12 protein-coding genes and 1 pseudogene are annotated in these 13,133 nt (G+C 69.7%); 6 read left to right on the forward strand and 7 right to left on the reverse strand.

The genetic code is table 11. The annotated features are described in order from the left end of the window. Nucleotides 1–2: 2 nt before the first annotated feature. A complete protein-coding gene (locus tag OHA77_RS39510) occupies nucleotides 3–956 on the reverse strand; it encodes an amidohydrolase family protein (RefSeq protein WP_406314447.1) in 954 nt (317 codons plus the stop codon). Nucleotides 957–1,032: 76 nt separating this feature from the next. On the opposite strand from OHA77_RS39510, the gene OHA77_RS39515 reads away from it, so the two are divergent. Next, nucleotides 1,033–1,869 (forward strand): IclR family transcriptional regulator, encoded by an 837-nt coding sequence (locus tag OHA77_RS39515; RefSeq protein WP_406319953.1) that lies wholly within the window; start codon nucleotides 1,033–1,035, stop codon nucleotides 1,867–1,869. Nucleotides 1,870–2,099: 230 nt separating this feature from the next. Here OHA77_RS39515 and OHA77_RS39520 read toward each other — a convergent pair whose 3' ends face one another. Further along, entirely contained in the window at nucleotides 2,100–4,343 is a 2,244-nt protein-coding gene (locus OHA77_RS39520) for an ATP-dependent RecD-like DNA helicase (protein ID WP_406314448.1), read from the reverse strand. A gap of 358 nt (nucleotides 4,344–4,701) precedes the next feature. On the opposite strand from OHA77_RS39520, the gene OHA77_RS39525 reads away from it, so the two are divergent. Continuing rightward, on the forward strand, nucleotides 4,702–5,532 hold the full coding sequence (locus OHA77_RS39525; protein WP_326822762.1) for a PhzF family phenazine biosynthesis protein: 831 nt from the start codon (nucleotides 4,702–4,704) through the stop codon (nucleotides 5,530–5,532). A gap of 178 nt (nucleotides 5,533–5,710) precedes the next feature. On the opposite strand, the gene OHA77_RS39530 is transcribed toward OHA77_RS39525, so the two are convergent. Both OHA77_RS39530 and OHA77_RS39535 read right to left on the reverse strand, forming a co-directional pair. Continuing rightward, on the reverse strand, nucleotides 5,711–6,385 hold the full coding sequence (locus tag OHA77_RS39530) for a hypothetical protein (protein ID WP_406314450.1): 675 nt from the start codon (nucleotides 6,383–6,385) through the stop codon (nucleotides 5,711–5,713). A gap of 362 nt (nucleotides 6,386–6,747) precedes the next feature. Next, nucleotides 6,748–7,218 carry a MarR family transcriptional regulator gene (locus OHA77_RS39535; RefSeq protein WP_326822765.1) on the reverse strand — a complete coding sequence of 157 codons (471 nt, stop codon included), beginning with the start codon at nucleotides 7,216–7,218 and terminating at the stop codon, nucleotides 6,748–6,750. Between the two features lie 557 nt (nucleotides 7,219–7,775). Here OHA77_RS39535 and OHA77_RS39540 point away from each other — a divergent pair. Beyond that, entirely contained in the window at nucleotides 7,776–8,213 is a 438-nt protein-coding gene (locus OHA77_RS39540) for a hypothetical protein (RefSeq protein ID WP_406319979.1), read from the forward strand. 98 nt (nucleotides 8,214–8,311) lie between these two features. Here OHA77_RS39540 and OHA77_RS39545 read toward each other — a convergent pair. Then, a pseudogene (locus tag OHA77_RS39545) lies at nucleotides 8,312–8,398 on the reverse strand (hypothetical protein); the annotation flags it as partial. On the opposite strand from OHA77_RS39545, the gene OHA77_RS39550 reads away from it, so the two are divergent. After that, nucleotides 8,358–9,626: an NAD(P)/FAD-dependent oxidoreductase gene (locus OHA77_RS39550; protein ID WP_406314451.1), complete on the forward strand. Its 1,269-nt coding sequence runs from the start codon at nucleotides 8,358–8,360 to the stop codon at nucleotides 9,624–9,626. The pseudogene OHA77_RS39545 and the gene OHA77_RS39550 overlap by 41 nt on opposite strands. 116 nt (nucleotides 9,627–9,742) lie before the next feature. Here OHA77_RS39550 and OHA77_RS39555 read toward each other — a convergent pair whose 3' ends face one another. Both OHA77_RS39555 and OHA77_RS39560 read right to left on the reverse strand, forming a co-directional pair. Continuing rightward, nucleotides 9,743–11,314, reverse strand: coding sequence for an MDR family MFS transporter (locus OHA77_RS39555; RefSeq protein ID WP_406314453.1), 1,572 nt, complete (start codon nucleotides 11,312–11,314; stop codon nucleotides 9,743–9,745). Between the two features lie 117 nt (nucleotides 11,315–11,431). Then, the gene (locus tag OHA77_RS39560; RefSeq protein ID WP_406319954.1) at nucleotides 11,432–12,037 is read right to left on the reverse strand and encodes a TetR family transcriptional regulator; all 606 of its coding nucleotides are present in this window, start codon (nucleotides 12,035–12,037) and stop codon (nucleotides 11,432–11,434) included. Nucleotides 12,038–12,378: 341 nt separating this feature from the next. On the opposite strand from OHA77_RS39560, the gene OHA77_RS39565 reads away from it, so the two are divergent. Both OHA77_RS39565 and OHA77_RS39570 read left to right on the forward strand, forming a co-directional pair. Next, the gene (locus tag OHA77_RS39565; protein WP_406314455.1) at nucleotides 12,379–12,798 is read left to right on the forward strand and encodes a hypothetical protein; all 420 of its coding nucleotides are present in this window, start codon (nucleotides 12,379–12,381) and stop codon (nucleotides 12,796–12,798) included. Further along, nucleotides 12,798–13,094 (forward strand): winged helix-turn-helix domain-containing protein, encoded by a 297-nt coding sequence (locus tag OHA77_RS39570; protein WP_406314457.1) that lies wholly within the window; start codon nucleotides 12,798–12,800, stop codon nucleotides 13,092–13,094. The genes OHA77_RS39565 and OHA77_RS39570 overlap by 1 nt, the downstream gene beginning before the upstream one ends. The last annotated feature ends 39 nt before the right edge of the window (nucleotides 13,095–13,133 follow it).

Here is a 13,133-nt window from a genome sequence, read left to right on the forward strand (position 1 = left end):
GGCTATGTCGCGGCGAACAGGTGGTGGGCGTTGCGGGTGGTGAGGTCTCGCCAGGTGTGGGTGGTGGACGGCTGCGCCACGGAGTCGACGGACTTGACGTGGGTGAGCACCGCTTCGGCGGGCGTCCAGCAATGGTCGCTGCCATACAGGAGGCGTCCGGTGCCGAACGCCGCGTCCAAGGCCGGGATCTGGCGCGGGAAGGGCGTTCCGGCCATGTCGTACCAGAGGCGGCCGAGCTGCTCCGTGGCACTCGGCGCGTCCCGGGGTCCGCCATCCAGCAGGGCACGGAACAGGTCCATGCGGTCGGCCAGCAGCGGCAGCACTCCCCCGCCGTGGGTCAGGATCCAGCGAATGCGCGGATGGCGGGTGAAAACGCCGCGGAAGAGCAGGTCGCTCGCGGTGCGGGCAGCGTCGAAGAGGAACTCCAGCATCGGCCGCGGCCGGCCCAGGGCGAGGTCGTCAGCGTGGGGCGGTGAGGTGGGGTGGACGAAGACGACGGCGCCGCGGCGGTCGAGCTCCCCCCACAGCTGCTCGAGCCGGGGGTCGCCGAGGTAGAGGCCGTGGTGGTTGGTCTCCACCGCCACCCCGTCCGCGCCGAGTACGTCGAGGGCGTGGGCGGCCTCGGCGAGCGAGCCCTCGATGTCGGGCAGGGGCAGGGAGGCGAAGTGACCGAACCGCCGCGGATGTTCGCTGCGGACTCGGGCGCCGAACGTGTTGACTTCACGCGCGAGGGACCGGGCCGCGCCGTCGTCTCCGAAGTGCACGCCCGGAGAGGAGATCGACAGGTGGGCCTTCTCGATCCCCGAGCGGTCCATCAGGTCGAGATGCTGTTCGGCGGTCCACACGGGCCAGCCGGGCATCCCGTCGGGGTGTTCGATCCCGGCGAAACGGGCCGCAGCCTTGTAATCGTCGGTGACGAAGTGGGCGTGGACGTCGATGAGTCCGGTCGAGGTCATGCGGGGCTCCCGGGGCTGCAGGTCCGTACCTGTACCACCATAGGAACCGGACCGTAGAATGAAATCGGTGATTCCAATGAATGAAACATCGAGTTCCGATGGTGGCGCCCCGCCACGACGCGGAGGCAGGCCCGCTGAGGGCCAACCGGTCATCGACCGGGCGTTCGCCCTGCTCAGTGTGTTCGACAGCGACCATCGTGCGTTGTCCCTCGCCGAACTCGCACAGCGCAGCGGCATTCCCCGCAGCAGTGCTCTGCGGCTCGCCCGATCGCTCATCCACGTGGGTGCGCTGGAACGTCTCGACGACGGCCGCTTCGTCGTGGGGTTGCGGTTGCTGGAGACCGCTTCCCTGGCACCGCGTGGCCACGGGCTGCGGTCCGTGGCCATGCCTTTCATGGAAGACCTCTTCCACGTCACCCGTCAGCACGTGCTGCTCGCCGTACGCGACCAGCAGGAGGCGCTGCTCGTCGAGCGGCTTTCAGCACTCGATGCCAGTCCCGTCCACTACCGCATCGGAGGCCGTCTTCCGCTCACGTCCACCGGCGTCGGGCTGGTGCTGCTCGCCTTCGCACCGGTGGCCTTCCAGGACCACGCAATCGCCACCTACACTCCCGGGCAAGGCCATGATGGCATCCGCACCCCGGCTGACCTGCGCCGTGTGCTTGCGGAGGTACGGCGCGGCGACCACGTCTTCGGCCGGCAAAGCCACCCCTGGCAGTTGAGTACCGTGGCCGCACCGGTGCGGAACGGCGATGAGGTGGTGGCGGCTTTGTCCGTCGTGGCGCCCAGCACCGGCTTCGCGGATGCGGGCTACGGCCCAGCCGTGCGGGCGACGGCCCGTGCGATCTCCCGCCAGTTGGAAGTGGACGGCCGCCGGGCGATGCCGGCCGGCGGTGGTTGCACCCATCGGTGAAGGCAACGCGCGGGTGGAGCGCGGCGGGCTGACGCCATACCGCGCATCGTCGGTTTCACCCCGGCCCTTCACCGCTGTGAAGAGGTTGTACTCCCTGCGTATGACCCTGGTGACAGGACCGGGACCTTCTCTTTCGACAACGAGGACCCGGTGGTGTCCTTTGTCGAAACGGCTGCCGGCCAGGGGTGGTGAAGTCATGCCCGCCCCGCTGGACGCAGGGACGCTTGGGTTCATGCCGAAACGTTCCGGGGGGTGGTGGAGGGTGAGCGCAATCGGTGGGTGAGGCTGGTGTGGCGCCGCCCGGCGCCGCGGGTGCGCACCGCCTGGGCCAGCGCCCGGCGCGAGCCGACGATTACGACGAGCTTCTTGGCGCGGGTGATCGCGGTGTAGAGGAGGTTGCGCTGCAGCATCATCCACGCGCTGGTGGCCAGCGGGATGACCACCGCCGGATACTCACTGCCCTGGGAGCGGTGGATGGACACCGCGTAGGCGTGAGCCAGCTCGTCGAGCTCGTCGAAGGCGTACTCGACGTTCTCGTCCTCATCCGTCAGCACGATCAGCTTGTGGTCGTCGGGCTTGATGTCGACCACCACGCCCACGGTCCCGTTGAACACCCCGGCCGCGCCCTTTTCGTAGTTGTTGCGCAGCTGGGTGACCTTGTCGCCGATCCGGAACGTCCGGCCACCGTAGCGGCGCTCGGGCATGCCCTCCCGCGCGGGGGTCAGCGCCTCCTGCAGCACGGTGTTGAGATTGCCCGCCCCCGCCGGGCCCCGGTGCATCGGTGCCAGCACCTGAATGTCGCGGCGCGGGTTGAGGCCGAACCTGCGCGGGATCCGGTTGGCCACCACGTCGACGGTCAGCGCCGCGATCTCCTCGGGCTCCTCGCAGGGGAACAGGAAGAAGTCGTTCACGCCCTCAAGCGCCGGGGCCAGGCCGGTGTTGACCCGGTGGGCGTTGACGACCACGCCCGACTCCTGCGCCTGGCGGAAGATGTGGGTCAGCCGCACCCGGGGGATCTCCTCCTCGGCGGCCAGCAGATCGCGCAGCACCTCTCCGGCGCCGACCGACGGCAGCTGGTCGACGTCCCCCACGAACAATAGGTGGGTGCCCGGTGCGACGGCCTTGACCAGTTTGTTGGCCAGCAGCAGATCCAGCATCGAGGCCTCGTCGACCACCACCAGGTCGGCGTCCAGCGGGTTGTTGCGGTCGAAGGTCGCATCCCCGCCGGGCCGCAGCTGCAGCAGCCGGTGCACGGTGGTCGCCTCGTGGCCGGTCAGCTCCGCGAGCCTTTTGGCGGCCCGGCCGGTGGGAGCGGCCAGGATCACCTTGGCCTTCTTGGCGCGCGCCAGGGTGACGATGGAGCGGACGGTGAAGCTCTTGCCGCAGCCGGGACCACCGGTCAGCACGGCGACCTTCTCACACAGCGCCAGCCGTACGGCGTGGGCCTGCTCGGGGGCGAGTTCGGCGTTGGTCTGCTGATGAAGCCATTTCAGGGCGACGTCCCAGTCGACGGAGGCGAAGGCGCCCAGCCGGTCGTGGCCGGAGGCCAGCAGGGAGCGCAGCGCGCCGGCCAGCGACAGTTCGGCGCGGTGGAAGGGGACCAGGTAGACCGCCGGAACGGTGCTGTCGCCGGCGGGGACCTCCTCGCGGACCACGCCCTCGGCGGCGACGAGCTCCTCCAGGCACCGCAGGGCCAGCTCGGCCGGGACCTCCAGGATCTTCACCGCGTCGCCGACCAGATTGGGTGCGGGAAGGTAGCAGTGGCCGTCGTCGGCGGCCTGCGACAGGGTGTAGCGCAGGCCCGCCTTGACCCGCTCGGGGCTGTCGTGCGGGATGCCGACGGCCTGGGCGATGGTGTCTGCGGTCTTGAAGCCGATGCCCCACACGTCGTCGGCCAGCCGGTAGGGCTCGTTTTTGACGACGGTGATGGAGGCGTCGCCGTACTGCTTGAAGATCCGCACCGCGATGGAGGTCGACACGCCGACCCCCTGCAGGAAGATCATCACCTCTTTGATGATCTTCTGTTCCTCCCAGGCGATGCCGATCATCTTGGTCCGCTTGGGACCGAGCCCGGCGACCTCCACCAGCCGCTCGGGGGTGGTCTCGATGATCTGGAGGGTGTCGGCGCCGAAGTGGTCGACGATCCGCTCGGCCATCTTCGGCCCGATGCCTTTGATCAGTCCTGAGCCGAGATAGCGCTGGATGCCCTGGACGGTGGCGGGCAGCACGGTGGTGTAGGACCACACTTCGAACTGCTTGCCGTACTTCGGATGGGAGGTCCACCGCCCGGTCAGCCGCAGTGACTCGCCGGGCTGGGCGCCCAGCAGCGGCCCGACCACGGTCAGCAGGTCACTGCCGGAGCGCTCGGTGGCGACCCTGGCGATGGTGTAGCCGGTCTCCTCGTTGGCGTAGGTGATGCGCTCGAGGACGGCATCGATGGATGCGGCAGAGGGACCAGCTGACCCAGGATTCACGGAAAACCTCTCTCCTAACCTTCCCGGGCCAGGGTAGAGCAGCGGCGGATGACAGCTGATCGGTTAGCGGGAACGCAGGTACTCCGCGGACGATACGCGCACCTGCCAACACTTCACGAAATGGGTGGCCTGTCGGCGGGCCGCCGGCCGGGACGTCCCCGATGTGCCGCCGGCGCATGTCTCCGGCGCACCCCGAGAACGTCACCTCGGTCGGTGTGAGCACCGCGGACGTCAGCGTCGAACCGGACGGCCGCGACCAGGGCAGCCGCTTCGACCCGATTCACATCCATCATTTGGACTTCGTCCGTGGTACATACCGGATGCTGTCTGCCCGCGCCGATCTGGGATGCTCGGGGTCATGCCGCGTCCTTTCCAGCAAGTCGACGTCTTCACCGCCACCCCGTACCGCGGCAACCCCCTCGCCGTCGTGCTTGACGGCGGGGGGCTGTCCACCGAGGAGATGCAGAGGTTCGCCTACTGGACGAACCTGTCGGAGACCACTTTCGTGCTGCCTCCGAGCGTGCCGGGTGCGGACTACCGGGTACGGATCTTCACGGAGGTCTCCGAGTTGCCGTTCGCCGGGCACCCGACACTGGGCACGTGCCACGCCTGGCTGTCGGCGGGTGGGACGCCGAGCGGGTCCGAGGTGATCGTGCAGGAGTGCGGGGCGGGTCTGGTGCCGGTGCGCAGGACCGCGGACGGGCTGGCCTTCGCCGCGCCGTCGCTGCTGCGCTCGGGTCCGGTCGAGGAGTCGCTGCTGGAGCACGTCGCCGGGGTGCTGGGCGTCGCCCGTGCCGAGATCCTGGACGCGGAGTGGGCCGACAACGGGCCCGGGTGGTTGGCCGTGCTGCTGGCGAGCGCGGATGAGGTCCTCGCGCTGCGGCCCGGGGTCGTCGACCTCGACGTGGGCGTGGTGGGTCCCTATCCCCCGGGGTCGCCGACGGCGTTCGAAGTACGGGCGTTCTACCCCAAGAACGGCGCCACGGCCGAAGATCCGGTGACGGGGAGCCTGAACGCCTCGCTCGCGCAGTGGCTGCTCCGCACGGGCCGGGCCGAGGCGCCGTACGTGGCGAGCCAGGGAACGGTGCTGGGCCGGGCCGGGCGGGCTTACATCTCCCGCGACCCCGACGGCACGATCTGGGTCGGCGGCGACACGGTCACCTGCATCGCAGGTGAGGTCGAGCTATAGCCCGTGCCCTGTCCGGGACGGGCGTGTGCGGCCGCGTGAGGCGGGACGAGGGCCTGGTGGCACGGCCTCCGACACGGTGGCGGGGGCGTTCCGCCAAGGGCCGGTCCTGGATGCCGCGCCGCGAAGCGGCGTCGCCTTCGCCGCGACCTCCCATCCGGCCCGCCGATCACCTGCGGTGTCACGACAGGCGGATCGTCTCGCCGATCTGGTCGAACAGCCGCTGCTTGCCGTCCTGGTCGGTGCTGAGGGTGAGGGTGCAGGTCTTCCCCGAGGCGGGCAGGTAGAACTGGGTGCCCCTGATCTGCACGCCGCCGGCCGGGAAGGTGTAGACCAGCCGTGCCGCCTTGACTCCGCCGATCTGCGGCGTGGAGGTCTGAATGACCTTGGCCTTGAGCTGCTCCAGTTCCTTGCGGGCCGCACTGATCAGTTCTTCGGCCGAGGTGGTCGCGCTGGGCTGGCAGTAGCCGTTGAGGTTGGTGGTGAACTTGTTCGGCGAGGACCGCCGGGAGCCGGGGTCGAAGGCCCAGACGGCCTTGTTGGTCACCAGCGGTCGCAGGCCCTGCTCGGCCTGCTCCAGGGCCTGCCCTGACAGTCCGCTGCGTTTCAGACCCTGTTCGAGATCGTCCTTGGTCAGGTCGAGCGCCACCCAGGATGCGGGGAACGCGACGGTGAGTCCGTTGGCGGGGCCGCCGATCCGGTCGAAGCCCTCGGGGGCGGCGCCGCCCTGGCCGGTGGCCGTTGCCGGGCTTGCGGCCGGGGCGGCGGCCAGGTCGGCGCCGCCGCCGGCGCAGGCGGTGGCCAGAGCCAGGGCCAGGACGCCCGTGCTCGTCACGACGGGGTAGCGGTTACGCACCGGACTGCCCTCCTTGCGGGCCTCGCCGAGGCCCAGCGCTGGCTGATGGTGAAATGTGCCGGAGGAATCGCCGCGTGAGAGCCTCCCTGCGGGGAGGGCCGTCCTACGGGCGGTTCACGGCAGACCAACCATGGCCAACGGTGCTTTCACCTCGCTTGCAGCGGTGAGAGTCCGCCGGGTCGGTGAAGCGGCAGGCCGATCGACCTTTGGTGTTCCTGTTTTCGCAGGTTAAGCGGTGGATGCCGGGCAGGCTGGTTTATGCGTGGTGTGTCGCCGGAGATTGTCCGGGGGTGAACTCGGCAGGGGCGCGGCGGGTGGTCCGCCTACCGCGCGGTCACGGCGCGGCGGTCACGGCGCGGCGGTCACGGCGCGGCGGTCAGTGACCGGGCATCGGCCGGTAGGCGCTGCAGGGCCTCGACCAGTGGTGCCAGCTCCGGGGTCCGCCCCGCCTCGGCCAGCGTCTTCGCCAGGACCTCGTCGTGGGTGGGGCGGGCCTGCGTCAGCAGCGTCCAGCCCTGATCGGTCAGCTCGGTGTAGATGCCGCGCCGGTCCTCCTGGCACAGGAAGCGGGTGAGCAACGTGCGGTCTTCGAGCCGGCTGACCAGCCGGGTGGTGGCGCTGCCCGACAGGGCCGCGGCGCGGGCCAGCTGCTGCATGCGCATGTGCCAGCCGTCCTGGCGTGACAGCGCGTCCAGGACGGTGTATTCGACCACCGACAGGTCATGGCCGGCCTGCAGCGCCTTCTCCAGCGCGGAGTCGATCAGTCCGTGTACGGCGGCCAGCGTCCGCCAGCCCTGTGCGCGGATCTGCACCGCGTCGTCTGCGATCCCCACGGTCGGCTCCTCTCAGTCCTCGCCAGTTTACCCACGCTGTGAAATAAAGTGCGCGTGCAAGGACAGGCGCGGGCGCTCGGCCTAATAGGGGTCCCAGCGGTTCTCGCCGAAAAGCAACGCTAAGGACTGAGCCCCAGGGCAGGTCGTTGGGCTCCAGAACGGTGGCGGTCCACCTCGCGACGAGGAGGCGGACCATCCGGCAGACCGGGCGGGACAGGGCGGGCGTGCCCACGCACACCAGCACGAACGGCGCCACCCGCGACCGCGGGTTTCCCGCCCTCCACCGGATCCCCAGCGCCACAGCGGCGGCGCACACGGCCGGGACCAGCATGCTGACGACCATCACAACGCACGCCCCTACGAACCCCACGCCGACGCGCGCCAGCTACGACCCCAGTTGTCGCATGATTCTTCCTTCACTTTCCATCCGGTGCTCCCACTGTGCACCACGCGGAGCCCGCTGCCGCCCTGGTCGGCCGGGGAGTGGGGCTAGCCCCACCCACCCATGGGTCTAGACGGATACCGCGTCGGCCTGGCGCTTCCTAGCGTCGGTGAGCATGAAAGCCAACAAGCGCGCGACTGAGGCGGCACTCCTCAACTGCCCCCGCATCCAAGCAGCCTTCGACACGGCGAAGAACAGCGTCAAGGTCTACGGCGCGCTCAGCGCCGTCGCCCTCCTGGCGATCATCGCGGTGTCGAGCAGCGGTCATATGGTGAACACGTTCATGTGGGTCCGGGCAGTCCTGCTGCCTGTGGTCGCCGTGGTGATCTACCGGATGACCGTCTCCGCTTCCCAGGGATCTCGACGGGCCTTCGAGCGCCTGAGCGCCCTCGCCATCATCATGCCGATCGCGATCATCGGCGTCGACCTGATCCCAGGTGTCTGCCCGCCGTGGTACGCCGTGATACAGGCCGTCTGCATGCTGCCCGTCATCCGAGTCGCGTTCATCACCCGCGGCTCCGCACTGCGCGCCGCCTTCACCAAGTCACGCTGACCCCTCAGCTCCTGCGTGCTTCCTGACTGCACCAACGGCATCGGGAGCCGGCGGCGCAGAGTGTGGAGGGACTCGCCCTTGTTCAGCTGCCGGGCGATCTTGCGCCGGTAGCCCTCGTCCGGCAGGTACTTCGCGGCGTAGATCGTGCGCCAGATCGCTCCGTACTCCTTCAGCGCGGCGGCCAGCGCGTTCTGCCGGATCGGTTTCATCGGCGCCCGGTGTGGGAGGTTCACCGGCGTGGACGACATGTGGGACGTGGTGATCATCGGGGGCGGTCCGGCGGGTTCCGCGGCTGCCCTGCGCGCCAGGCAACTCCGGCCGCACGCGCGGATTCTGCTGCTCGACAAGGCCGACTTCCCCCGCGACAAGGCCTGCGGCGACGGTATCGCCGCGCACTGCTGCGACGAGCTCGCCCTGCTCGGTGCCGGCGATCTCATCGCCGACTACCGCCCCACCCAGCGTCTTTCGGTGGTCTCCCCCAACGGCGCGCACGTGCTGGCCACCGCCGCCCGGCCCAACCGTGTCGTGCCCCGCCGGGTGTTCGACGCCCGCCTCGTCGACGCCGCCCGGGACCGCGGCGTCGAGGTCCGCCGCCACCGGGTCCGGGCGCTCGCCGTCCACGGTGATCACGTCGCCGTCGACGACGTGCGGGCCCGCGTCGTCGTGGCCGCCGACGGCGCCAACTCGACGGTCCGGCGTCTCATCGGTGTCCCGGCGGCCCCCGAGCGGCACATCGCGATCGCCGTCCGTGGCTACGCCGACGTGCCCGCCGACGACGACGTCCAGTTCATCGCCATGCAGAAGGACGGCTGGCCCGCGTACGTGTGGTCGTTCCCGATCGGTGACGGCACCGCCAACATCGGCTTCGGCATGCTGCTGCCCCGGCTGCGCGCCACCGGTCTGCCCGGCCGCGAGGTGCTTCACGGCCGGCTCGCCGAACTGCTCCCCCAGCTGAGCGCCCGCGACCTGCGCGCCCACCACCTGCCCCTGTCCCCGGGCCGGCCGACGCCCGGCGTGGGCCGGGTGATGCTCGCCGGGGACGCCGCCGGTCTCATCAACCCTCTTACGGGCGAGGGCATCTACTACGCGCTGGTCTCCGGCCGGCTCGCCGGTGAAGCCGCCGTCCAGACGGCCGAAGACCCGCTGCCCGCCTACCGGCGCGGGCTGGCCGAAACCCTGGGACGGCATCTGCGCACCACTGATGTGCTCGCCCGCGCCGCCCAGTCGCCCGCCTTCATCGACGCGGCGATCGACACCGCCGCCCGGCGCAAGGAGGTGTTCGACCTGCTCGTCGACGTGGGGCTCGGCGCGGGTACGGTGCCGCTGCCGCTGGCGTGCGCCGTGGCCGGTCGCTGGTTGCTGAACGGCCTACGCGCCGGGGGCCGGAGAACCACCGATACGGTCCGGGGCTGATCCGGCGGGAACACCCGTCAGGAAACCTGTGTCCGAGCGCTCTTTGAAAGGCCCGGCAGGCGAGCAGGGCCCTGCCGTGCCGGGCGTCGAACCTGCGGTAACCGGCAGGGAGCCGGTCAGTGACCGGCGGCCGTGGCGCGTTCCCGGGCCAGGCGTTCCTCGCCCGACAGGGTGTTGAGCGGCTTCTCCTTGATGAACAGGACAGCCACCAGCGCGAGCGCGGTGAGCGGCACCCCGATGAGGAACAGGTCGGCGGTGGCGGTCGCGTACACGTCCTGGATGACGCGGACGACGGGAGCGGGCAGTTTGGAGATGTCGGGTACGGCGTTGCTGTCGCCGCCCCCGCCGGCCGCGGCCATCGGGCCGAGCTTCTCCGTCATGAGCGTGGTGATCCGGTTGGCCAGCACCGCGCCCAACGCGCTGACGCCGACCGCGCCGCCCATGCTGCGGAAGAAGGTCAGCATCGAGGTGGTGGCGCCCAGGTCGTGGGCGGGCACGTCGTTCTGGGCGGCGAGGACCAGGTTCTGCATGAGCATGCCCACGCCGATGCCGAGCACTGCCATGTAGACGCCGAGCAGCACCGTGCCGGTCTGGCCGTCGATGGTGCTGAGCAGGCCCATCCCGCCGAGCATGACGACACCGCCGGCCACCAGGAAGCCCTTCCAGCGGCCCCACTTGGTGATGAGCTGACCCGCCACGGTGGAGGAGACCAGCAGGCCGAACACCATCGGCAGGCTCATCAGTCCGGCGACCGTCGGCGACTTGCCGAGCGCCACCTGGAAGTACTGCGACAGGAAGACCGTGCCGCCGAACATGGCCACGCCGACCAGCACGCTGGCCACGGTGGCCAGGGCGACGGTGCGGTTCCTGAAGATGGACAGGGGGATGATCGGCTCGGCGGCCCGCGACTCCACCCAGACGGCCACCGCAAGGATGAGCAGACCGCCGACGACGAGCGCGGCGGTCTGCCAGGAGCCCCACGCGAACTGGTTGCCCGCCAGCGACGACCAGATCAGCAGGGTGGACACGCCCACCGTGATGAGCAGGGCGCCCAGGTAGTCGACCTTGACGTCCTTGCGTACCACCGGCAGGTCGAGGGTGCGCTGCAGCAGGATGATGGCCAGGATCGTGAACGGCACGCCGATGAGGAAACACCAGCGCCAGCCGAGCCAGGAGGTGTCCACGAGCAGGCCGCCGATGAGCGGGCCCGCCACGGTGCCGACGCCGAACACGGCGCCGAAGATGCCGGCGTAACGGCCGAGCTCACGCGGTGGGATCATGGCGGCCATCACGACCATGGCCAGCGCGGTCATGCCGCCGGCGCCGACGCCCTGCACGACGCGGCTGACGATGAGGATCTCCACGTTCGGAGTGAGGCCCGCGATCAGCGAGCCCGCCACGAACAGTCCCAGCGAGAGCTGGATCAGCAGCTTCTTGTTGTACAGGTCGGCCATCTTGCCCCAGAGCGGCACGGTGGCCGTCATGGCCAGCAGTTCCGCGGTGACGATCCAGGTGTAGACGGTCTGTGAGCCGTGCAGGTCGGTGATGATGCGCGGCAGGGCGTTGGCCACGACGGTCGAGGCCAGGATGGACACGAACATGCCCACCATCAGCCCCGACAGCGCCTGCAGGACCTTCCTTCTGGACGTGGGCGCCGCGGCCTCGGGCTGCGTACTGGCGGTTGTCATCTTTCCTCAATTTCTCGGGGGGGGGGGGGGAGACCGGCGCTGCCCAGGACTCCTGCGGGCGCCTGCTCAACGGAAATGTCACGGGGACGGGTCGAAAGGAGACGGTGATCGGAGCGGTCACGGATTGGGCAGGCCGGCGGCGAGCTGGGCGAAGGACTCGTCGACCAGGTCGGCCAGCTCCGGGCGCCCGCCCGCGGCGCTCCAGCGGATCATCGCCACCCGGAAGGCCGCCATGGCCGCCGCGGTCGCAAGCTCGGGATAGCCGCTCGTGCCCAGCTCGATATCGGCCCGGCGGGCGACGGCGGCTGTCACGGCGCGTTCGGTCGCGGTGCCGCTGGTGACCAGCCGTGGGAGCAGCGAAGGGTTCTGCTCGAACACCTTCAGCCGCAGCAGCCATTGCTCGCGCTGCTCCTGGACGTGCTCGGCCTCGACCCGCGACATCAGCCGCAGCGCCTCCAGGACCGGCACGTCCGCGGGCAGCGCCTCCAGCCTCTCGCGCAGTTCGGCGGTGGAGGCCGGGCTCGGGCCGATGAGCGCGTCCTCCTTGGACGGGAAGTAGTTGAAGAACGTGCGCGAGGAGACGTCCACGGCCTCGGCGATGTCCTCCACCGTGACCCCCGCCAGGCCGCGCTCGGCCACCAGCGTCAGGGCGGCATGCTCCAGCGCCGCACGGGTCTCGAGCTTTTTACGGTCCCTCCGGCCGAGCTCCTCGGCGCTCTCCATGGTGGTCACGATGTCGAGGGTAGAGAGAACTTTCAGTATCTGCAATGTTTCATTATCTGAAGTGCGGCAGATCACATACGCCTCGGGCGAGCGGAACGAACAGGCCAGGCGGAACGCCCGCGGGCGCCGATCGACGTCGCCAGGGCGGGTAGCCGGTGCTCGACGCCGAGGCGGTCACGGCTGCGTTGCTCCCGCGATCCCCGCCGGGAGCAACGCCTGAACAGGCGACCATCGCCGACGTCTTTCGACTGCGAGCCCTCGATAATCAACCGCGACGCATGCACTTGAATGATAGTTGAGTACATGTTAGCTTTACGAGTAATTGAAGCAAGGAGGATCCAATGAATGCCCCATCGCCGGCCGAAGCCCTGCAGGAGATCCAGCGAGTCAAGGATCACGTCCGCGCGGCCGAGCGCCACTTCGGCGTGATCTGCGTTGCGAGCGCCATCGGCTCGCCCCTCTACTGGGCGGGCATGTTCTTCGCGCCGGCCCTCCGCACCCAGGTCTCCTTCGCCTATATGGCGTTCATCCTGGTGCTGTGCGGCCTCATGCTGCGGGTGGGCGTCCAGGGCCGGCGCCTCACCCGGATCATGTACTGGGTGGCGGGTGGCGATCTCGTCCTGTTCCTCGCCCCGGCCGCATTGTTCGCTCTGCTCGGGGCCGCCCCCCTGCCCTCCTCCTGGACGGTGGGCGGCGTCGTGCTCAGCGTGGCGAGCGGGCTGCCGATGCTGTACGCCGCATGGCGGCTGATGAGGTCCTGATGAACGCACACCCGCGGCACGATCTCAACGAGATCATCCACGCGCCCGTCCGCTTGTCGATCATGGCCGCGCTCGCCGCCGCCGGCCGGGCCGACTTCCGCTTCCTGAAGGAGACGATCGAGGTCAGCGACTCCCTGCTGTCCAAGCACGTGATCATCTTGGAGGGGGCCGGTTATGTGAACGTGCACAAGAGCTTCGTGGGCAAACGGCCCCGCACCTCACTGTCCCTCACCGACGAAGGCAGGGCGGCTTTCGCCGCCTACACCGCCGTCCTGCGACGGATCACCGAAGGGTGATCCCACTGTCGCCACGCCGATCTCATGTCGCCACGGCGA

Origin of the sequence: Streptosporangium sp. NBC_01639 (assembly GCF_045209755.1) — a bacterium.
Classification (GTDB): domain Bacteria; phylum Actinomycetota; class Actinomycetes; order Streptosporangiales; family Streptosporangiaceae; genus Streptosporangium.

Coding starts and splice junctions, on each gene's coding strand:
- OHA77_RS39560 (WP_406319954.1), bottom strand. CDS start 12,037: ATGGAGAGCGCCGAGGAGCTCGGCCGGAGGGACCGTAAAAAGCTCGAG.
- OHA77_RS39565 (WP_406314455.1), top strand. CDS start 12,379: ATGAATGCCCCATCGCCGGCCGAAGCCCTGCAGGAGATCCAGCGAGTC.
- OHA77_RS39515 (WP_406319953.1), top strand. CDS start 1,033: ATGAATGAAACATCGAGTTCCGATGGTGGCGCCCCGCCACGACGCGGA.
- OHA77_RS39555 (WP_406314453.1), bottom strand. CDS start 11,314: ATGACAACCGCCAGTACGCAGCCCGAGGCCGCGGCGCCCACGTCCAGA.
- OHA77_RS39510 (WP_406314447.1), bottom strand. CDS start 956: ATGACCTCGACCGGACTCATCGACGTCCACGCCCACTTCGTCACCGAC.
- OHA77_RS39570 (WP_406314457.1), top strand. CDS start 12,798: ATGAACGCACACCCGCGGCACGATCTCAACGAGATCATCCACGCGCCC.
- OHA77_RS39540 (WP_406319979.1), top strand. CDS start 7,776: ATGAAAGCCAACAAGCGCGCGACTGAGGCGGCACTCCTCAACTGCCCC.
- OHA77_RS39525 (WP_326822762.1), top strand. CDS start 4,702: ATGCCGCGTCCTTTCCAGCAAGTCGACGTCTTCACCGCCACCCCGTAC.